General features: G+C 53.2%; 18 protein-coding genes. 7 read left to right on the forward strand and 11 right to left on the reverse strand.

Annotated features, from left to right (window positions below):
• Positions 1-70: 70 nt before the first annotated feature.
• The 10 genes from fnr to ccoN form a co-directional block, all read right to left on the reverse strand.
• Positions 71-835 (reverse strand): fumarate/nitrate reduction transcriptional regulator Fnr, encoded by a 765-nt coding sequence (fnr, locus tag I9W95_RS04440; protein ID WP_225672268.1) that lies wholly within the window; start codon positions 833-835, stop codon positions 71-73.
• A gap of 84 nt (positions 836-919) precedes the next feature.
• A complete protein-coding gene (locus I9W95_RS04445; RefSeq protein ID WP_225672270.1) occupies positions 920-1,582 on the reverse strand; it encodes a sulfite exporter TauE/SafE family protein in 663 nt (220 codons plus the stop codon).
• Positions 1,579-1,791, reverse strand: a complete 213-nt coding sequence (gene ccoS, locus I9W95_RS04450; protein WP_225672272.1) for a cbb3-type cytochrome oxidase assembly protein CcoS — start codon at positions 1,789-1,791, stop codon at positions 1,579-1,581. Before ccoS ends, I9W95_RS04445 begins: the two co-directional genes overlap by 4 nt.
• A 3-nt stretch (positions 1,792-1,794) precedes the next feature.
• Positions 1,795-4,236 carry a heavy metal translocating P-type ATPase gene (locus I9W95_RS04455; RefSeq protein ID WP_225672274.1) on the reverse strand — a complete coding sequence of 814 codons (2,442 nt, stop codon included), beginning with the start codon at positions 4,234-4,236 and terminating at the stop codon, positions 1,795-1,797.
• The gene (locus I9W95_RS04460; protein ID WP_225672277.1) at positions 4,233-4,730 is read right to left on the reverse strand and encodes a FixH family protein; all 498 of its coding nucleotides are present in this window, start codon (positions 4,728-4,730) and stop codon (positions 4,233-4,235) included. Before I9W95_RS04460 ends, I9W95_RS04455 begins: the two co-directional genes overlap by 4 nt.
• Positions 4,731-4,835: 105 nt before the next feature.
• Entirely contained in the window at positions 4,836-6,242 is a 1,407-nt protein-coding gene (ccoG, locus tag I9W95_RS04465; RefSeq protein ID WP_225672279.1) for a cytochrome c oxidase accessory protein CcoG, read from the reverse strand.
• 212 nt (positions 6,243-6,454) lie between these two features.
• Positions 6,455-7,375: a cytochrome-c oxidase, cbb3-type subunit III gene (gene ccoP / locus I9W95_RS04470; protein WP_225672281.1), complete on the reverse strand. Its 921-nt coding sequence runs from the start codon at positions 7,373-7,375 to the stop codon at positions 6,455-6,457.
• A gap of 2 nt (positions 7,376-7,377) precedes the next feature.
• A complete protein-coding gene (locus tag I9W95_RS04475) occupies positions 7,378-7,557 on the reverse strand; it encodes a cbb3-type cytochrome oxidase subunit 3 (protein WP_225672283.1) in 180 nt (59 codons plus the stop codon).
• Between the two features lie 4 nt (positions 7,558-7,561).
• On the reverse strand, positions 7,562-8,170 hold the full coding sequence (gene ccoO, locus I9W95_RS04480) for a cytochrome-c oxidase, cbb3-type subunit II (protein WP_263866095.1): 609 nt from the start codon (positions 8,168-8,170) through the stop codon (positions 7,562-7,564).
• 12 nt (positions 8,171-8,182) lie between these two features.
• Positions 8,183-9,616, reverse strand: coding sequence for a cytochrome-c oxidase, cbb3-type subunit I (gene ccoN, locus I9W95_RS04485; protein ID WP_225672285.1), 1,434 nt, complete (start codon positions 9,614-9,616; stop codon positions 8,183-8,185).
• 568 nt (positions 9,617-10,184) lie between these two features.
• Between ccoN and I9W95_RS04490 the strand changes: the two genes are divergently transcribed.
• Positions 10,185-10,805: an alpha/beta fold hydrolase gene (locus I9W95_RS04490; RefSeq protein WP_225672287.1), complete on the forward strand. Its 621-nt coding sequence runs from the start codon at positions 10,185-10,187 to the stop codon at positions 10,803-10,805.
• Between the two features lie 73 nt (positions 10,806-10,878).
• Here the strand turns inward: I9W95_RS04490 and I9W95_RS04495 are convergent, their stop codons facing one another.
• Positions 10,879-11,160, reverse strand: a complete 282-nt coding sequence (locus tag I9W95_RS04495) for an antibiotic biosynthesis monooxygenase family protein (RefSeq protein WP_225672290.1) — start codon at positions 11,158-11,160, stop codon at positions 10,879-10,881.
• Positions 11,161-11,914: 754 nt separating this feature from the next.
• On the opposite strand from I9W95_RS04495, the gene I9W95_RS04500 reads away from it, so the two are divergent.
• The 6 genes from I9W95_RS04500 (at position 11,915) to I9W95_RS04525 (ending at position 19,753) form a co-directional block, all read left to right on the forward strand.
• Complete coding sequence (locus tag I9W95_RS04500) at positions 11,915-12,826, forward strand: restriction endonuclease (RefSeq protein WP_225672292.1); 912 nt, start codon at positions 11,915-11,917, stop codon at positions 12,824-12,826.
• 108 nt (positions 12,827-12,934) lie between these two features.
• Positions 12,935-14,587, forward strand: a complete 1,653-nt coding sequence (locus tag I9W95_RS04505) for a type I restriction-modification system subunit M (RefSeq protein ID WP_225672294.1) — start codon at positions 12,935-12,937, stop codon at positions 14,585-14,587.
• A complete protein-coding gene (locus I9W95_RS04510; protein ID WP_225672296.1) occupies positions 14,577-16,070 on the forward strand; it encodes a restriction endonuclease subunit S in 1,494 nt (497 codons plus the stop codon). The genes I9W95_RS04505 and I9W95_RS04510 overlap by 11 nt, the downstream gene beginning before the upstream one ends.
• Positions 16,071-16,102: 32 nt before the next feature.
• The gene (locus tag I9W95_RS04515) at positions 16,103-17,359 is read left to right on the forward strand and encodes an SLOG cluster 4 domain-containing protein (protein WP_225672297.1); all 1,257 of its coding nucleotides are present in this window, start codon (positions 16,103-16,105) and stop codon (positions 17,357-17,359) included.
• Positions 17,346-18,272 (forward strand): M20 family metallopeptidase, encoded by a 927-nt coding sequence (locus I9W95_RS04520; protein WP_225672299.1) that lies wholly within the window; start codon positions 17,346-17,348, stop codon positions 18,270-18,272. Before I9W95_RS04515 ends, I9W95_RS04520 begins: the two co-directional genes overlap by 14 nt.
• Positions 18,260-19,753, forward strand: a complete 1,494-nt coding sequence (locus I9W95_RS04525; protein WP_225672301.1) for an asparagine synthetase B family protein — start codon at positions 18,260-18,262, stop codon at positions 19,751-19,753. The genes I9W95_RS04520 and I9W95_RS04525 overlap by 13 nt, the downstream gene beginning before the upstream one ends.
• Positions 19,754-19,771 lie beyond the last annotated feature (18 nt).

The raw sequence follows: 19,771 nt of genomic DNA on the forward strand, positions 1-19,771 counted from the left end.
CATCGGATCAACGTATCGATCGGACACAAAAAAGCCGGTCGGTGACCGGCTGCTTCAAAGTGTGAGCGACTTATTCGTCGCCATCGTGACCGCATTCGCTGTCACTGTTCAGACCGGCCAGCTCATACAGGGTGTCAGAATCATGCAGAATCACTTCTTTGCCCTGGGTTTCGATCAGACCGTTCTTCTGGAAACGAGTGAATACACGGCTGATAGTTTCAACCGCCAGGCCCAGATAGTTACTGATATCCACCCGTGACATCGGCAGGCGGAAGTGGGTTGCCGAGAAACCACGACGGGAATAACGCTGAGAAATATCCAGCAGGAAAGAGGCTACGCGCTCTTCTGCATTTTTCTTACTCAGCAGCAGCATCATGTTCTGGTCATGGCGAATTTCCGTACCCATGGTGCGCATCAGCTGCTTACGCAGATCCGGCAGTTCATCGGCCAGACTTTCCAGCTGAGTCAGCGGAATCTCACAGACAGTGGTGGTTTCCAGTGCCTTGGCGGTCAGCGGGTAATTGCCATTGTCATAGCCAGCCAGGCCAACCAGCTCTGATGCCAGATGGAAACCGGTAATCTGTTCTTCGCCATTGCTGGCCAGAGTGTAGGTTTTAAGCGCACCGGTGCGCACAGCGAATACCGACTGGAACTGCTCACCCTGCTGGAACAACAGCTGACCTTTCTGAATCGGGCGACCGCGGCGGATGATGTCATCCAGACGCTCCATATCCGCATCGTTCAGTGACAGTGGCAGACACAAAGCGTTCAGGGAACAGGTCTGGCAGTGAGGTTGAGAGCCACGCATCGGTGCGTGCGCCGGAGTCGGTTTCATAACGGTTTCCTGAGTAATGCCTCTGTTCGGAGACGTATTACTGGATGAGAATTATGACTATGTTCGTGACAAACACGTAATCTGTCAAGGATGTACCCAAACCACCCAGCCTGTCCACAGACCGTAACCAATCAACAACAAACCAGCCAGTGCGCGGATATGGCGGTGATTGAGCAGGGTGCTGAGTAAACTGCCAGCCATTGTACTGGCAAACAGCGCCGGAAGGGTGCCCAGACCAAAGGCAAACATAGCGGCGGCGCCGAGTGCAGGTTGACCATTGGCGGCCACCCAGCTCAGAGTGCTGTAAATCAGGCCACAGGGAAGCCAGCCCCACAGCATGCCCAGTAATAACTGATCTTTAATGGCGGTGGAACGCATAAAACGGCCAGTCAGTGGCTGCAGGCGTTTCCATACATGGCTGCCGATTTGCTCAAAGCGAGTCAGCAGCATTGACCAGCGGGCGACATACAGCCCCATCAGAATCAGCATAATGGCCGCCAGTGTGCGCAGCCACAGCATCAGATCATCATGTAAACCCTGCAACCAAAGACCGAGCGCACCGACTAAGGCACCCGCCAGGGTATAACTGAGAATACGGCCGCTGTTGAATGCCAGCGCGGTCTGAAGTCGGCGCTCACCCGCCTGACTGCCTATGGCGGCGGCGATACCGCCACACATCACCAGACAGTGGGTTGAGCCGAACAGCCCAAGAAGCAGGGCCGTCAACAGGGAAAGGGGTTCAATCATTTGCTGTTTGCGGAAGGTTCTGAGTCGCTGTCTCTGGCCTCTTCGCTGCGCGCAGACGGTTTCAGATCATCGTCGTCATCAAACAGAATACGGTGTGCCGGCGATTCCAGGTCTTCGAACTGACCGCTTTTCACTGCCCAGAAAAATACCAGAACCGCGATGCCGATCAGCAGAATCGACAGTGGCACCAGCGCGTAAATAATATCCATACATCAGACCTCGGATCGTTTACCCGGTAAGCGGTTCAGGCGCAGTGCGTTAGTAACAACCAGCAGTGAGCTGGCAGACATGCCTATCGCAGCAGCCCACGGCGGAACATAGCCTGCCGCAGCAACCGGTAATGCGATGAGATTGTACAGCAAAGCCCAGCTGATGTTCTCAATGATGATGGTGCGGGTTTTTGCCGCACCATCAAGGGCGCTGAGCAGGGTTTCCAGGCGGCCATTGGTGAGCATGGCATCGGCGTTGGTCTTGGCCAGGTCAGACGCTTCATTCACTGCCAGCGCGATATCGGCACCGGCCAGAACCGGCACGTCGTTAATGCCATCACCAACCATCATGACGATTTCGCCATTGCCCTGCCAGCCGCGCACGGCCGCGAGCTTTTGTTCCGGCGAAACACCGGTTTGCAGGTCTTCAATACCGAGTTGGGCTGCCAGGCGCGGGCCGGACTCGCCGGGATCACCAGTCAGTAGTGAAACAGCAATACCACGCTGTTTCAGGCCATCAATAATTTCACCGGCATTGCGACGCACGCTGTCATTCAGGCGGAACCAGGCCAGCGGCTGATCGTCCGCAGCCAGCAGTAACCACTGACCTGGCAACTCGGGCGCAGGAATAGCCGGTGTGTTATCCGGGCAGGCAAAGTCAGCACGACCAAAACGCAGTGCACGGCTTTGCCAGACGCCCATAATCCCTTTACCGGATACCTGCTCTACGCCATGAACGGTTTCTGCCCGATCAACGCGGAAGGCGCGGGCAATCGGGTGGGTGGAGTGCTTTTCCAGACCAGCGACAATGGCGGAGAGCTGTTGTTCACTCATATCTGCCAGAGGTCTTACTTCTTCCAGCGTCAGCCGGCCCTGAGTCAGGGTGCCGGTTTTATCGAACACGACGCGGTCGACGTTATTCAGTACTTCGAGTACATGGCCCTTACTGATCAGCAGGCCGCGCTCACGCAAGGCCGCTGTGGCAGCGGTCAGAGCCGTTGGCGTTGCCAGCGACAGCGCGCATGGGCAGGTCACCACCAGAACGCTGAGGGCGATAAAGAAAGCATGCTCGTCGCCCATCAGCCACCAGAAGGAAAACACCGAGGTGGATACGATCAGTACGGCTAATACAAACCAGCTGGCGACCTTGTCAGCGATTAACGCGACTTTAGGTTTCTCCTGCTGGGCTCGGTCCATCAGGCGCATAATGGTGGAAAGCTGTGCTTCGGCACCGGTGGCCGTTACTTTCATCAGCATCGGACTTTCGACGTTGAAAGTGCCGCCAATAAGCGAACTGCCGGGTTCTTTGCGAATTGGCAGGTATTCGCCGGTCAGCGCGGCTTCATCGACGGAACTGCGGCCCTCGATGACAACACCGTCGGCGGGAATGGCGTGGCCTGGTTTCAGGCGCAGAATATCACCGCACCGGATATCTTCACTGGCGACCACTTCTTCGTCGCCATCGTCACTAATGCGCAGCGCCACATTCGGCAGCAGAGTAAGCAGGTTATTGCCAGCCTTACCCATACGGTGACGGGCGCGCATTTCCAGGAAGCGTCCCAGCAGCAGGAAGAAGGTGAACATGCACACCGAGTCAAAATAGACTTCTTTGCCCTGGTTAAAGGTACTCCAGATACTGGCGCAGAAGGCCAGTGCAATGGCCAGCGATACCGGCACATCCATGGTCAGATGGCGGGTTTTGAGGTCGCGCATAGCGGCATCAAAGAAAGGTCGGGCTGAGTACAGCACCACCGGCAGTGTCAGCACCATGGAGGCCATGCGCATAAAAAATTCGTACTGGGTAGCCATGCCCACATACAGCGGCACGGCGATCATCATTACCTGCATCATGCCAATGCCGGCCACGGCCAGGCGACGGATAGCGACCTTACCTTCGCGGTTGCGTTGCTCTTCCTGCTCGGTGGCCGAAAACGGCGATGCTTTATAGCCCAGACGGTAAATGGCTTCGGCAATGCTGGATACCGCAATACGCGAGTAATTCCAGCGCACAACCAGACGGTGATTGGACAGGTTAAGAACCGCTTGCTCAACCCCGGGCAGCTGACTGACACGATGTTCAATCAGCCAGGCACAGGCCGCACAGCTGATGCCATCGATGATGAAGGTTGCTTCCGCAAGTTCACCATTGTCGCCCTGATTGCGCGCGACAAAACGGCGTTGCAGCGCTTCACTGTCGTACAGTGTCAGCGACTCACGCGCGGTAAGGTCGGTTTCTTCAAAGTCGGCAGGGGTCAGTTCAGGCAGGTGCGTGCGGTGACGGTAATAATCTTTCAGTCCGCTGGCGACAATGGTTTCAGCAATGGCTTTGCAGCCCGGACAACACATAGCCCGTGGCTGGCCATCGATAACAACAGACCAGCGCTGAGCGTCAGCGCCGGGTTCGCCACAATGAAAGCAGCGGTCTGATTCCGGAATGTCGGTCATTTGGCGGACATGTGTACGGTTTTACCGGACTCCAGTAATTCAGTCAGGCGAATACGCCAGCCTTGTTCCGGGCTTTGCAGCCAGATATGACGACGGCCTGGCAGATAAATTTCGTTTACACCGCGATAAATGCCATCATCCATGCGCTGCAGCAGAACAGTGGCGTCCTGGGTATCCAGCGTCGGATGAATTAGCATAAGCTGCAATGTTGCCGGCATTTCATCCAGATAGCCTTTCAGCGTCAGCTCCACCTCATCATGGGTAATGGTCAAATCAGCATTCAGCTGTAAGCGTTTGGCCTTGTTGTCCGTTTCCACGTTTTCAGTGTAAGAAACACCGTCTTTGTAATAGCTGTCGCTGACCAGGGAGTCCTGGCTGGCGAGAGCAAGTTTCAGCATCACCATACCCCAGATAACCGCCAGCAAGGGGATACCGGCTACCAGCAGAATCATGGGCTCTTTGTACCAGGGCGTGCTCTTTTCAACGGACTTCATGGGCATCTCGTTTGTCGTCTGAACATAAAAAAACCGCCCAAGTTTAACGACTTGGGCGGTGTCTAACCAGCACGGTTTTGTCAGGAAGTTACCGAGTAACTTCCTTTACTGACGCGGCGCAATAAAACGGGTTTCCTCGCGCACAATTTCTTCACCGCTCTCGGTGTCCGTGACCACAAATTCCACATTAACCTTGCTGGAATTCAGCTTGCTCACGGTTGGATCGTATTCCAGCGTCACCAGTACTTCTTTCAGCTGGTTTACCTGCAGCAGGTGGTTCTTATCCGCGTCCATAATGATGCCATCCGCAGCCTCAAGGCTAAGCGTATATTCCTTCTCGGACTGCGACATATTCATCAGCTTCACGGTGTATGAGTTAGTAACAGTGTCATTAACCGTTACCTGATACAGCGCACCACGGTCACGTTCGATATCCAGACGGAAAGCCTGACGGGTAAGCAGGGCATAGCCGAAGGCAACCAGCATGACGGTCATCAGGAAGGCGTAACCCAGCAGGCGTGGACGGAAGAAGTGGGTCTTCTGGCCTTCCAGCTCATTTTCTGTGGTATAGCGCACCAGGCCTTTTGGTTTGCCCAGTTTTTCCATGATGGAGTCACAGGCGTCGATACACAGGGCACAGCCGATACACTGATATTGCATGCCATCACGAATATCGATACCAGTCGGACACACCTGAACACACAGCGAACAGTCGACACAGTCGCCCAGCTTGTCCTGCTCGGCGGCTTCTTCTTTCTTCTTGCTGCGCTTACCGCGAGGTTCACCACGGTTGTAGTCGTAAGAAACTGCCAGGGTATCCGGGTCGTACATAACAGACTGGAAACGGGCATAAGGACACATGTAGATACACACCTGCTCACGCATCCAGCCAGCATTCAGATAAGTCAGAACGGTGAAAATACCGATCCAGATGTAAGCCCAGTGGTTAGCCAGACCCTGAAAGAAATCTGGCACCAGCTCACGAATAGGCGTGAAATAACCAACGAAGGTCACGCCGGTCCAGAAGGCAACAATAATCCAGCCAATGTGTTTCAGTGCTTTTTTGCGGAATTTGCTGGCAGACATTGGCTCTTTGTCCAGCTTGATACGCTGGTTGCGGGTGCCTTCTGCGCGCTCTTCAATCCACATGAAAATAAATGACCACACAGACTGCGGGCAGGTGTAACCACACCAGATACGGCCGGCAATATTGGTGATAGTAAACAAGCCGAAGGCCGCGATAATCAGCAGCCAGGACAGCAGCATAAAATCCTGTGGCCAGAAGGTAATGCCAAGCACGTGGAACTGACGGGCAGGGAGGTCAAACAGAACGGCCTGTCGGCCTTCCCAGTTAAACCAGGCCGTACAAAAATAGGCCAGCATCAGCGCCCACAGACTGTAGGTACGCAGTTTCTGGAAAAAACCCTCAATTTCACGCACGTAAATCTTTTTACGTTTTTCGTACATGCTTTGGGTTTTGGGTGTGACGTCTTTGACCGGAATTTCACTCATAACGGCAAATCACCTTGGTTGGAAGTGCAAAAAACGGTGCTTAAGAAACCAGAGGCAGGCAGAGGCTTCACAACACTCTATATAACGCAGCAATTATATAGCTGGTTTGAAAGGGGCTGAACGAAAAAAGCGGCATTAAGCCGCTTTTCTCGAGTTTTATTGCCGTAGCTCAACCTTGTAAAACATTACGTTTTCCAAGGATTTTCTCACGCTTACTTGTTAGACAGAGAGTAAACGTAAGTGGTCAGCAGGTGAATCTTGGCATCAGCATTGTTGCCCAGAATCTCCTGGTGAGCTGGCATTTTACCGTTACGACCGTGTTTCAGAGTGAACTCGATCTGCTTGGTAGAACCGCCATACAGCCATACATCGTCAGTCAGGTTTGGTGCGCCAACCAGCTGGTTGCCTTTACCTTCTGCACCGTGACACGCCATACACAGCATCTGGTACTGAGGCGCAGCAGCAGCAGCAGCGTCTGCATCGTGCTTCAGGCCAGACAGGCTGCGAACGTACTGAGTCATGTTGGCAGTACCTTCTTCACCCAGTACGCCACCCCATGCAGGCATAGCGCCCTGGCGACCCATAGCGAGGGTGTGTTTGATCTGTTCCGGAGAACCACCATACAGCCAGTCAGAGTCAGTCAGGTTAGGGAAGCCCTGTGCACCTTTGGCGTTAGAGCCGTGACATACAGAACAGTTGCTCTTGAACAGACGCTGACCAGACAGCAGAGCTTCTTCGTTGTTCACCAGCTCAGTTACCGGTGTTGCAGAGTATTCTGCGTACAGAGGCTCAATGGTCTTTTCAAAAGCCTGAACTTCAGCTTTCCACTGGTTGCCGGATGTCCAGGTGACCTGTTCGCCATCAACTTCTACCGTCAGCAGACCGTTGAAGTTACCCAGACCGTAAACGCCCAGGTAAGCGACACCAAACACGATGGTTGCCCAGAACATCATTACCCACCAGCGTGGCAGTGGGTTATCCAGTTCCTGAATACCGTCGTAGTCGTGACCAGTCGTCTGGTCGGTTTCTTCTTTACGCTGGCCGCGGCTGGTGTACTGAATCAGTACGCCGCAACCAATGATGGATCCCAGTACGATGACCACAATCCACACTTGCCAGAAAGTGCTTAACATAATTATTTACTCCGATCTTTATCGCCGTGCTGCGGTGTTCCATCTTCGTCATCGAGAAATGGAATATGAGCATCATCTTCAAAACGCTTCTTGCGGCTGGAGCCATAGGCCCACCAGATAATTCCGCTGAAAGCTATCAGGGCGAAAATAGTGCCCAAACCGCGCACGTCGTTAATATCCATGGGATTACCGTTTAGTGATCACTGTGCCCAGCTGCTGCAGATAAGCAACCAGAGCTTCGATTTCAGGCTTGCCATCAACAGCCGCTTTCGCGCCTTCGATGTCTGCATCTGTGTATGGAACGCCTACGATACGCAGAGCTTCCATTTTCTTAGGTGTCAGACGGCCATCAACCTTGTCTTCAAACAGCCATGGATAAGATGGCATTACAGACTCAGGTACAACGTCACGTGGGTTGTACATGTGAGCACGGTGCCATTCATCAGAGTAACGACCGCCTACACGAGCCAGATCCGGACCAGTACGCTTGGAACCCCACAGGAATGGGTGTTCGTATACGCTTTCACCGGAAACAGAGTAAGGACCGTAGCGCTCAGTTTCTGCACGGAATGGACGAACCATCTGGGTGTGACAGACGTGACAACCTTCACGGATGTAGATGTCACGGCCTTCCAGTTCCAGAGCGCTCAGCGGCTCCAGGCCTTCAACCGGCGTTGTAGTGTCGTCGTGCCAGAACAGTGGAACAATCTCAACCATGCCGCCCCAGCTCAGAGCGATCACGATCATTACCACCATCAACGGCAGGCTTTTCTCGATATTATCGTGCTTAATCATTATCCGTACTCCTTATGCCTGAGCTGCTACAGCGTTGCCAGCTTCTTTCTTGGCTGCGCGTACAGTCATGTACACGTTGTAAGCCATGATCAGCATACCCAGCAGGAACACCGCACCACCGATGGTACGAACGATGTAACCAGGGATAGAAGCTTCCACAGATTCAACGAAGCTATAAGTCAGAGTGCCGTCAGCGTTAACCGCACGCCACATCAGACCCTGCATGATGCCGTTAACCCACAGCGCAGCGATGTACAGAACAGTACCGATAGTCGCCAGCCAGAAGTGAACGTTAATCAGCTTGATAGAGTGCATATCGCCAGCTTTGCGGCCGAACAGGAGAGGAATCAGGTGGTACATAGCACCGATAGATACCATCGCAACCCAGCCCAGAGCGCCAGAGTGAACGTGACCGATAGTCCAGTCAGTGTTGTGCGAAAGTGCGTTTACAGTCTTGATAGACATCATCGGGCCTTCGAAGGTAGACATACCGTAGAAGGACAGAGATACCACCAGGAAGCGCAGGATAGGGTCGTTACGCAGTTTGTGCCATGCACCAGACAGCGTCATCATACCGTTGATCATACCGCCCCAGCTTGGTGCCAGCAGGATCAGAGACATAACCATACCGGCAGTCTGAGCCCAGTCAGGCAGAGCAGAGTAGTGCAGGTGGTGACCACCAGCCCAAACGTAGATAGAAATCAGTGCCCAGAAGTGCACGATGGACAGACGGTAAGAGTAAACCGGACGGCCAGCCTGCTTAGGAACGAAGTAATACATGATGCCCAGGAAGCCCGCAGTCAGGAAGAAACCTACCGCGTTGTGACCCCACCACCACTGGATCATGGCATCAATGGTGCCAGGCCAGATAGAGTAAGACTTAGTCAGGGATACCGGAATAGACAGGTTGTTACCGATGTACAGAATCGCAATCATGATCATGAAAGCAGCGAAGAACCAGTTGGCAACGTAGATGTGGCTTTCCTTACGGATAGCAACAGTGCCCAGGAAGTTAACCACATAAGCCACCCACACCAGCGCAACCAGAATATCGATTGGCCATTCCAGCTCAGCGTATTCTTTGGTAGAGGTCATACCCAGAGGCAGTGTGATTGCCGCCGCTACGATAACCAGCTGCCAGCCCCAGAAAGTGAAGCTTGCCAGCGTGTCTGAGAACAGGCGGGTGCGACAGGTGCGCTGAACGATGTAGTAGGAAGTAGCAAACAGAGCGCTACCGCCAAAGGCGAAAATAACCGCGTTGGTGTGCAGCGGACGCAGACGTCCGAATGACAGCCAAGGCAGGTCAAAGTTCAAAGCAGGGAACGCCAGCTGAGCAGCGATGAAAACACCGGCTGTCATACCGACAATGCCCCAAACTACGGTCATGATGGCAAATTGTCTTACCACCTTGTAGTTGTACTCGGGATGGTCAAATGCTGTGCTCATGATCAGATTCCATTTAACAGCGGGATTGAGGGTTAAAAAATCGGGCGCAATTATGGTGTCTGCTTATGCCTAATGCAATCAAACTCCGGAAAAACACCTGATTTTACAGCAGGTTAACCTGCTTTTATTAAGGTTATTGGCCTTCTAATGAGAACCACTCTTAACTGTGTGGTCGTTCAGATTTATGCCTGAAACCTCTTCCAACAGAATTGGCTACACCAAGCGTATAACCTATTTGTGGACTAGCAAATCATAAGGAACTGGCGCTACATAACCTTGATATAGCGCAAGAAGCGCTGGGGACGGAAAACACAATTTCAACAGTAGCTGGCGGTGGAAGTTGGCATTTACTGATGATCGGTTAAAAAACGCTCAGTCAGGCCGCGTTCGGCAGGGCTGAATACTGGTCTGACATAAGTTCAGCGAGCCTGCCCGACATAAACAAGTCAGCCCCGACACTGACAGCAGCACCTGACAGTCGCTAAGATAGCGGCCACTCTTAGGCAGCGTTCATTAGCGATGAGATAAATCGCTGATGGGCGAAAACCACTGACAAACAACAGAAACTATGACCAAACAATATCAGCTGGATGGAGCAGATGGCGCCCCATTATTAATTCTGGCGCACGGTGCCGGTGCGGGCAGCGACAGCGAATTTATGCAAGAGATTGCACAGAAAATAGCCAACCTGGGCGTGCAGGTGGCACGATTCGACTTCCCTTATATGGAGCAGTCAAAACTGGATGGCAAACGCCGCCCGCCGCAGAAAGCTCCGGCCTTGCTGGCCGACTACCGCGCATTAATCGCACAGCTTGATCGCCCGTGTGTGATTGGCGGTAAATCCATGGGGGGACGCATGGCTTCTTTATTACTGCAGGATGCGCCTGAACAGGTAAAAGGCTGCGTATGCTTAGGCTACCCGTTTCACCCGCCCGGCAAGCCCGATAACCTGCGCACTGAACACCTTGCCAGCCTGTCGTTGCCACTATTAATGGTGCAGGGCACGCGCGACACTATGGGAACAAAAGAAGAAGTAGCTACTTACAGCCTCGACAGCAGCATTCACTGGCAATGGCTGGAAGATGGTAACCACGATCTGAAACCGCGTAAGGCCTCTGGCTTCAGCCATGAAGATCACATCAACAGCGCTGCCCAAGCCGTAGCAGAGTTTGTCAAAAGCCTGCTCTGATATCTGTTAATAGCAGGCAGCAGAAACAAAAAAGCCGCATATCGAATGCGGCTTTTTGCAGAGGCTATCCGGATCAGGCGGTCAGAATCGTGATCTTCTCATCACCCACCAGAATTGGCTTAATCGCCGCAATCAGAGCGCCACGCTGCTCGGTGTGCTTCCACTGATCCCAGGCAGTCTCACTCTGCCAGTTGGTGATAATCACCCGATGCAGACTGTTCTTAGCATCCTTGTAGTTCACACCCGAGGTATACCCAGGGGCTTCCACCATAGTACGCAGCATGTTTTTCATAATCTGCTCGTAGGTGGACTCCATACCTTCTGCAATATTGCGCTCGATAATCACCTTAATCATGACGTTTCCTTAAACAGGGTGAATGGCTATACCCCATAAGGTAGGGCCGGGCGGGCGTGAATGCAATGATGAAGTGCCGGCGCTGGCGTTGCCTGCGATGAAGTGCAGGAGCTGGCGTTGATGTGTAGGAGCTGGCGTTGCCTGCGATGTCGTGCAGGAGCTGGCGTTGCCTGCGATGTCGTGTAGGAGCTGGCCATAGCTGCGTTAATCTGTAGGAGCTGGCGTTGCCTGCGATGTCGTGTAGGAGCTGGCGTTGCCTGTGATGTCGTGCAGGAGCTGGCGTTGCCTGCGATGTCGTGCAGGAGCTGGCCATAGCTGCGTTAATCTGTAGGAGCTGGCGTTGCCTGCGATGTCGTGCAGGAGCTGGCGTTGCCTGCGATGTCGTGTAGGCGCTGGCGTTGCCTGCGATGAAGTGCAAGAGCTGGCGTTGCCTGCGATGGCGTGTAGGCGCTGGCGTTGCCTGCGATGTCGTGCAGGAGCTGGCGTTGCCTGCGATGTCGTGCAGGAGCTGGCCATAGCTGCGTTAATCTGTAGGAGCTGGCGTTGCCTGCGATGTCGTGTAGGAGCTGGCGTTGCCTGCGATGAAGTGCAAGAGCTGACGATAGCTGCGTTAATCTGTAGGAGCTGGCGTTGCCTGCGATGGCGGGCGCAGCACGCCCTTATGCGGCGTTGCATCTGGTAATCACCGAACAACCAAACTATTCCTATTCACAGTTGTGTCAGTATACTCGGGCTATAAACACGAGGACACGGAATGCCAATCCCGGATTATCAAACCTTAATGCGCCCGATGCTCGAAGCATTGGACATGGGGCCAATGTCGTTACGCCAACTGGTTGATTGCCTCAGCGACCTGTACAACCTCACCGAAGAAGAACGCAAGCTGCTCACACCAAGCAAACGCAGCCCGCTGATGTACAACCGGGTGGCCTGGGCCGCTACCTACCTGCGTAAAGCAGGCTTGGTAGAAAGCCCCAAACGCGGTATCAACGAGCTGACGGCCATGGGCAAAAAGGCGCTGATTGAATGCCCGGAAAAGATAGATAACCGCTACCTGCGCCAGTTTGAAAGCTTTCAACAATTTCAATCTATCGATCGTGATACAGCACCAATCGCAGAAGAAGCCGTACAGCCGGATTCCGAGCTGGACCCAACAGAGCGTTTAGAAGCGGCTCACCTTGAACTGCAGACGAGTCTGGCAGAAGACGTTCTCGATCTGGTCAAAAAACAAACCCCGCAATTCTTTGAAGTGCTGGTCGTGCAGATGATGCAAGCCATGGGCTATGGCGGCTGGAGTAAGGACTCAGGCAGTGCAACCCAGTATACTGGCGACGGCGGTATCGACGGCATCATCAACGAAGATCCGCTCGGGCTGGAAACCATCTACCTGCAGGCCAAACGCTACACCGATGCCGTGGTAGGCCGCCCGGATATTCAGGCTTTTGTCGGCGCACTGGAAATGAACCGCGCGCGCAAAGGCGTGTTTATCACCACCAGTCGTTTCAGCCGCGATGCGCTGGATTACGTATCACTCATCGAGAAAAAGGTAGTACTGATTGATGGCAAACAACTGGCGGAACTTATGATCAAACACAACCTGGGCGTCAGCGTAAAAGAAACGTATCAGGTGAAAGCGATAGACTCGGACTATTTTGCAGACGATTGAGTGCAGAAGATTAAGCGCAGAAGACTGAGTACCGGTCATTTGTCTGCATATTCGCGAAACAACATTTGAAAGCGTGGATGCAATTCCACGATAACGAAGGAACACCCCATGGCACGCAAGCCTGCTGAAAAGAAAGAATCGGCCAAAAACAAAAAAGAAAAAAGCTTCGAGCAAACCCTGTGGGCCACCGCCGACAAACTGCGTGGCTCGGTGGAATCGTCGGAATACAAGCATGTGGTGCTGTCGCTCATCTTCCTGAAATTTATCAGCGATAAATTCGAGCAACGCAAACAGCAGATGATTGACGAAGGGCAGGGTGATTACGTCGATATGGTCGAGTTCTACACCATGGCCAACACCTTCTACCTGCCAGAAGACGCGCGCTGGGACTACATTGCCAAAAACGCCAAGCAGGATGACATCGCCGTTAAGATCGACACCGCCCTGCACACCGTCGAGAAAAACAACAAAGCCCTGCGCGGCGCACTGCCAGATAACTACTTTTCACGCTTAGGGCTGGATGCCAGCAAACTCGCCGCCCTGATCGACGCCATCAACAACATCGACACCATTGTTGGTGAAGAAGGCTCAGCAAGTGAAACCGACATAGTCGGGCGTGTTTATGAATACTTCCTCGGCAACTTTGCCGCGACAGAAGGCAAAGGCGGTGGCGAGTTCTACACGCCCAAGTGCGTGGTCAACCTACTGGCCGAAATGATCGAACCCTATCACGGCAAAATCTACGACCCGTGCTGCGGCTCCGGCGGTATGTTCGTGCAGTCGGTCAAATTTGTTGAAAACCATCAGGGCAGCAAAAAAGACATCTCCATCTACGGTCAGGAACAAACCAGCACCACCTACAAGCTGGCCAAGATGAACCTCGCGATCCGCGGTATCAGCGCCAACCTCGGCGACGTACCCGCCGACACCTTTTTTAAAGACCAGCACCCGGATTTAAAAGCCGACTTTATCATCGCCAACCCACCGTTCAACTTAAAAGAATGGCGCGGCCCGGATGAACTCACCAACGACCCACGCTGGGCCGGATACGAAACCCCGCCCACCGGCAACGCCAACTACGGCTGGATACTGCATATGATCAGCAAACTCAGCGACAACGGCGTCGCGGGCTTTGTACTGGCCAACGGCTCCATGAGTACCAACACCAAAGGCGAAGGTGAAATCCGCAAACAGATCATCGACAACGATCTGGTCGACTGCATGATCGCCCTTCCGGGGCAGCTGTTCTACACCACCCAGATACCTGTATGCCTGTGGTTCTTAACCAAAAATAAAAAGGCACAGACCTTCAGTGACGGGCGCAAACAACACCGCAACCGCGAAGGCGAAACCCTGTTTATCGACGCCCGCAATATGGGCAGCATGATCAGCCGCATACACAAAGAACTGACCGCTGACGATATTGCCGACATCGCGCGGACGTATCATCTGTGGAGGGGGGAGTCAGTTGGCGAGTCAGACGTCAGACGTCCGACGTCCGACGTGGAAACACAGACGTCAGACTCATACACCGACATCCCCGGCTTCTGCCGCAGTGCCTCATTAGACGACATCAAAGCCAACGACTACGTCCTCACACCGGGCCGCTACGTCGGCGCGGCTGAAATCGAAGACGAAGGCGAACTGTTTGAAGAAAAAATGCAGCAACTCACCCAAACACTGTTCCAGCAGATGGCGGAAGCACAGCAGCTGGATACTGTGATTAAACAGAACCTGAAGGGGCTGGGTTATGGGGAGTGAATCTACCATTTTTACCGTAGAAGAGCTGGTCAAAGCCGGTATTCTAGAGCGGCCGATGGATGGAAATCACGGTGGTATCCACCCTAAAAGCAGCGATTATGTACCGGTTGGCATTCCCTTTGTAATGGCTTCAGATTTGGTGAATGGAGAAGTTGATACAAGAGGGTGTAAATTCATTTCAGCTGAGCAAGCCGCTTGCCTGAAGAAAGGATTCTCCAAGACTGGAGATGTTCTTCTTTCGCATAAGGCTACCATTGGGAGAACGGCAATAGTTGGTGAAATCGAAAGCGAGTTCATCATGTTGACACCACAGGTAACCTACTACCGAATCAAAGACCCTGAGCGATTAAACAACAAATATCTCCGTTATTATTTTGATTCATTAGAGTTTCAGAACCTGTTTAATCAGTGGGCTGGAGGTGGGTCAACTAGAGCTTACTTAGGCATAACTGGCCAGCTCAAATTTCCTGTAGCTTTGCCTGATATGCGTACACAGCTATTTATTGCTGATGTTCTTGGCACCCTCGACAACAAAATCGCCCTTAACCGCCAGATCAACACCACCCTCGAATCCATGGCGCAGGCGCTATTTAAAAGCTGGTTTGTGGATTTTGACCCGGTGATCGACAACGCCCTGGCCGCCGGCAACGAAATCCCGGACGCCTTGCAAAAAAGAGCCGCCGCCCGTGCCGCCAGACGCGAAGCGCTGCGCCAGCAGACCAGCAAAACCACGGGGGCCACCGACGCCGCCAGCTCAGAACAGGCCCTGCCTGAAACTGGTCTATCAGACCAGCGCCTGCCGAGTGAGATACAACAACGCTTCCCTGACCGGTTTGTATTCACCGAAGAAATGGGCTGGGTGCCAGAGGGGTGGGGGGTCAAACCGCTCAGCTCAATAATTGAGTTGATTGGTGGAGGTACTCCCAAAACTTCAGTTGAGGAATATTGGGGCGGAGATATTCCGTGGTTCTCTGTCGTAGATGCACCAAACCCCAGCGATGTGTTTGTTCTTTATACCGAAAAGTCGATCACCCAGTCTGGCCTTGATAACTCATCTGCGAAATTATTGCGCAAGGGAACAACAATTATCAGTGCACGGGGCACCGTTGGAAAATGTGCTGTGGTTTCGCGTCCGATGGCGATGAATCAGTCTTGTTATGGACTGGTTGGTGCAAATGGCAATGCCGACTTTTTCACTTACTACATGGTTCTGCGAAAAGTTCACGAACTCCAGCAGAGAAGTCACGGCTCGGTATTTAGCACAATTACAAGAGATACATTTAAGGGGCTTAATGTTGCTGACTGCTCTGCATTGCTAACTCAGAAGTTTGATGCGCAGATCGAATCCTACATGGGTCGTATTTTATGCAATCTTGAGCAGATACAGGTTTTAACCAACCTCCGCGACTCCCTTCTCCCCAAACTCCTGTCCGGCCAGATCACCATTCCGGATGCCGAGCAGCAACTGGCCGAGGTGTTGTAAGCCATGATGATTCTCAGGGACGAGACGTTCGTATGACCGAACCTTCTCAACGTTTATTGATAGCGGTTGTCGGCTCGGCCAGCAATTCACTGCCTGAAAGCCAGAAGCAACTAGCCCTTGAGGTCGGCCAGCAGGTGGTTGATTCCGGCTGTCGGCTGATTTGCGGTGGTATGGGTGGGGTAATGATGTACGCCGCTCAGGGCGCGCATCAGTCGGTTCATTATTGCCCCGGCGATGTGATTGGTGTGTTGCCGTCATACCAAAAAACCGAGGCGAACCCTTTTATTGATATTGCCCTGCCCACCGGGTTGGGTGTGGCCCGCAATGCGGTGCTGATGGCGGCCTGTGATGCGGTGATCGCACTCGACGGTGGCTCTGGCACCTTGTCTGAGATTGCTTTGGCCTGGCAGATGCAGAAGCCGATTGCCTGCATTGGTGATCATGGCTGGCATCAGCGCCTTGATTCTCTGACGCTGGATCAGCGCCGGGACGATACCATCTGTGTGCTCGATTCATTGGCTGATTTACAGCAATTTCTCTCTCAGTTGCTCGACCGTGAGCATAACGCCTATTCGGGCATACAGCTCAGTGGTGCTGGCCGTAAGCCAGCTGAATCGCTGCGGGCACTGAAGCACTATCTACAGCAGAGTTTTTCTGAGCAGGGTTTTTCTGAGCAGGTCCGGGAACAGGGTCATACGTTTGAGCTGCTGGGGCAGGGCTCTGAGGGGGCGGTGTTTGCTTACGGCCCGACGATTTTTAAAGTCTTTTATCGCAGCGATTTCACCATGTTGCTGTTTACGCATCTGAGCCAGATTTCTCAGCGCCTGCATTCGGCAGGTGTCGATGATTATTCACCGGTGCCGTGTTTCGCTGTGCATAAAGGCGAGTATCTGGTTGTTAGCTATCCGCGTTTTGAGTCTGTGCCTTATCGCGGTGGTGAGTCTGCTCGCATGGTTAACTTTTTGCGCGCTATGCATCGGGCCGGTGTCTGCCTGAGTAATGTGAAAGCCGAGAACTTCCGCACCGATGCTAACGGTAATCTGGTGTTTATTGATATTGGCCGCGATCTGATGCCGTTCAGCGATGTGATGTTTCTGAGTATGTGTAAGCGGGCCTTTTTAACCGTGCATTTCAGTCAGCACCCTGCGTTTAAAACCATGTGCAGTTACACCAATGATCACGAGGGTTTTCTGCCAGTGACTGATCATGTCGGCAATGATCTGAGCGCAGAGCAGGTTATGAATTTATTCGGCGGGTTTTATCAGGAGGTACGCCGTGGTTGTGAATGAGTCTGGCATTGGTCATGGCATTAGTCATGGGATTGATCAGTTGGATTTCAGCGCCTACCTGAAGGACCTTGCCGCTTTGATTGCTATGGAGTCGGTCAGCGGTCACGCGCAGGGCAACGCTGCGGTAATCACCTTCTTGCAGCAGCGATTGGCGGCCATCGGGTTTGAGGTAGAGATACATGGCGCAGAACAGACAGACCAGCCGCTGATTATCGCCCGATGGGTGAAGGGTTCAGGCCCGGTGCTGGTGATGTATAACCACTACGATGTCGAGGCCATTGCTGAGTCTGAGCAGTGGTTGTCAGAGCCCTTTACTCTGACTGCGCGTGATGAGCGTTTATGGGCGCGTGGCATTGCTGATAATAAGGCGGTGCTGCTGGCGCGGTTAGCGGTGCTAGAGGCTCGTATTGAGCAGGGCGAGCCGCTGCCTGATCTGGTGTGGCTGATTCAGGGTGAAGAAGAAGTCGGTTCGCCTGTCGCTCATGAATTAATGCCCGATATTCTGGGGTCGTTGAATGCGTTTATCTGTCTTGAAGAAACGGGCTATGTGCGCGACGGCGTGCCGCTGATTTTTTATCGCACACCAACAAACGCAGCCGAATCTGGCCTGGCCGCTAATGAGTTACTCTCATCGTTAAATTCCGCGCTGTATGCCGGTGCCGGGCGCTTCGAGAATCGTACCCTGAGCAAATTCGGGCCATGCCCTATGGTCAGCAATCTGCCAGCGGGGGCGTTCTACCTGGGGTTTGGGCCGAATGATTATCAGGCCCGCATTCACCGTGATAACGAGTCAATGAGCGATACGTTACTGCAACAGTATCTCTCTGTGTTCGACGATTTTCTCGACTGGACGATCAACACAATGACTCATACCGGAATCTGCTCCGGCACTTGCAACGAATGTGTGGCGTAATTCTGCTGGCTGGGCCAGTCGCTGCTGAGCGTTTGCCTGAGTGCTTAGAGCGCCTGCAGCATCGCGGGCCGGATGCCAGTGACACATGGCATAACGGTGATCTGGCGATGGGCTTTGCCCGGTTAGCGATTAATGATTCAACCCCAGCCGGTGGGCAGCCGTTTATTTATGGCGATTTTGTCAGCGCCGTGAATGGTGAAATATTTAATTCGGTGCCGTTGCGCAGCCGTTACACACTGGAATTGTCGTCAGATAACGATTGCCATGTAATTCCGGCGCTATTGCAACGGCAAGGGCTTAACGCCGTTACTGAATTGGATGGTTTTTTTGCCGGTGTTATTTATGACCAGAAGAACCAACAAGTGTATTGCCTGCGCGACCCTCTGGGGAAAAAGCCCCTGTTTGTCGGGCGCTCGGGCAGTGAAGTATTTGTCAGCAGTGAACTGAAAGCGCTGGATCGGGTTGATGAGTTTCAGGAAGTGCCCTCGGGCGTTTGCCAATTTAACCTGTTCACAGGGGAGTTAACCCCTGTGGTGACGAATACACTGGCTGCTCAGGCTGGCATAACGATGCCGTCAGCAGAGAAGCTGAGTCACTTGCGCCACTTGTTAACGAATGCGGTGAATAAGCGCTTGCCTGTGGTGCAGGAGCCGTTTGGTGTGTTTCTCAGTGGCGGGCTGGACAGTTCGATTGTGGCGGCGCTGGTGCACGCGCAGCGCCAGAATGTGGTGTATTACACCCTATCATCAGGCGATGCTGCTGATGAATATTACGTGCGCTTATTGGCCGACACGCTGGGCTTATCGGCATTGCGCGTTGTTCCTTTGCCGGCAGCGGATGAGTTGGATGTGCTTATCCGCTCTCTCGTGTACACCACAGAAAGCTTTAACCCATCGCTCATCAGTAATGGGTTGTGTACTTATCTGTTGGCTCAGGCCGCGAGAAAGGATGGCCTTAAGGTTGTACTCTCCGGTGAAGGGGCTGATGAGCTGTTTGGTGGTTATCACTATTTTTCAGCGGACGGCCCCTGGTATGAAACCCGTAAACAGCTGCTCGCTGATTTACGCAATACAGAACTGCGCCGTGTCGATTTAACCTGTATGGCCCACGGCATAGAAGTCCGCTGCCCGTTTATGGATCGTGATCTTGTGACCTGGGCGATGGGGCTTTCGTATGACGATCTGTATCGACGCTCAGCGACTGAAAAACAGAATAAGCTGATCCTGCGGGCTGCGATGGAAGCCTATTTGCCCGACGAAATTATTTGGCGCAAAAAAGTTTCGTGCGATGTGGGCAGCGGTATGCGTCAGCGGGTAGTCGGGCACCTGCGTAAACAGCACGACTCTGAACGGGAGGCATTGAAGGCAATCTGGCAGGAGCAGTTTGCTGGCCGCTATCCATCGCAGTGTGGGCATCCGTATTTTTCGGCCTACCCGGTATTTGATGATCTGATTGACCGGCGAGGGGCTGTACACCGATGAGTGGTTATTCGTCTCTGG

The organism is Thalassolituus marinus, assembly GCF_020320395.1.
Classification (GTDB): Bacteria; Pseudomonadota; Gammaproteobacteria; order Pseudomonadales; family Oceanobacteraceae; genus Venatoribacter; species Venatoribacter marinus.

Bases quoted from the DNA above. Each gene is read 5' to 3' on its own strand.
- fnr (WP_225672268.1), bottom strand. From the start codon at position 835: ATGAAACCGACTCCGGCGCACGCACCGATGCGTGGCTCTCAACCTCAC.
- I9W95_RS04445 (WP_225672270.1), bottom strand. From the start codon at position 1,582: ATGATTGAACCCCTTTCCCTGTTGACGGCCCTGCTTCTTGGGCTGTTC.
- ccoS (WP_225672272.1), bottom strand. From the start codon at position 1,791: ATGGATATTATTTACGCGCTGGTGCCACTGTCGATTCTGCTGATCGGC.
- I9W95_RS04455 (WP_225672274.1), bottom strand. From the start codon at position 4,236: ATGACCGACATTCCGGAATCAGACCGCTGCTTTCATTGTGGCGAACCC.
- I9W95_RS04460 (WP_225672277.1), bottom strand. From the start codon at position 4,730: ATGAAGTCCGTTGAAAAGAGCACGCCCTGGTACAAAGAGCCCATGATT.
- ccoG (WP_225672279.1), bottom strand. From the start codon at position 6,242: ATGAGTGAAATTCCGGTCAAAGACGTCACACCCAAAACCCAAAGCATG.
- ccoP (WP_225672281.1), bottom strand. From the start codon at position 7,375: ATGTTAAGCACTTTCTGGCAAGTGTGGATTGTGGTCATCGTACTGGGA.
- I9W95_RS04475 (WP_225672283.1), bottom strand. From the start codon at position 7,557: ATGGATATTAACGACGTGCGCGGTTTGGGCACTATTTTCGCCCTGATA.
- ccoO (WP_263866095.1), bottom strand. From the start codon at position 8,170: ATGATTAAGCACGATAATATCGAGAAAAGCCTGCCGTTGATGGTGGTA.
- ccoN (WP_225672285.1), bottom strand. From the start codon at position 9,616: ATGAGCACAGCATTTGACCATCCCGAGTACAACTACAAGGTGGTAAGA.
- I9W95_RS04490 (WP_225672287.1), top strand. From the start codon at position 10,185: ATGACCAAACAATATCAGCTGGATGGAGCAGATGGCGCCCCATTATTA.
- I9W95_RS04495 (WP_225672290.1), bottom strand. From the start codon at position 11,160: ATGATTAAGGTGATTATCGAGCGCAATATTGCAGAAGGTATGGAGTCC.
- I9W95_RS04500 (WP_225672292.1), top strand. From the start codon at position 11,915: ATGCCAATCCCGGATTATCAAACCTTAATGCGCCCGATGCTCGAAGCA.
- I9W95_RS04505 (WP_225672294.1), top strand. From the start codon at position 12,935: ATGGCACGCAAGCCTGCTGAAAAGAAAGAATCGGCCAAAAACAAAAAA.
- I9W95_RS04510 (WP_225672296.1), top strand. From the start codon at position 14,577: ATGGGGAGTGAATCTACCATTTTTACCGTAGAAGAGCTGGTCAAAGCC.
- I9W95_RS04515 (WP_225672297.1), top strand. From the start codon at position 16,103: ATGACCGAACCTTCTCAACGTTTATTGATAGCGGTTGTCGGCTCGGCC.
- I9W95_RS04525 (WP_225672301.1), top strand. From the start codon at position 18,260: ATGTGTGGCGTAATTCTGCTGGCTGGGCCAGTCGCTGCTGAGCGTTTG.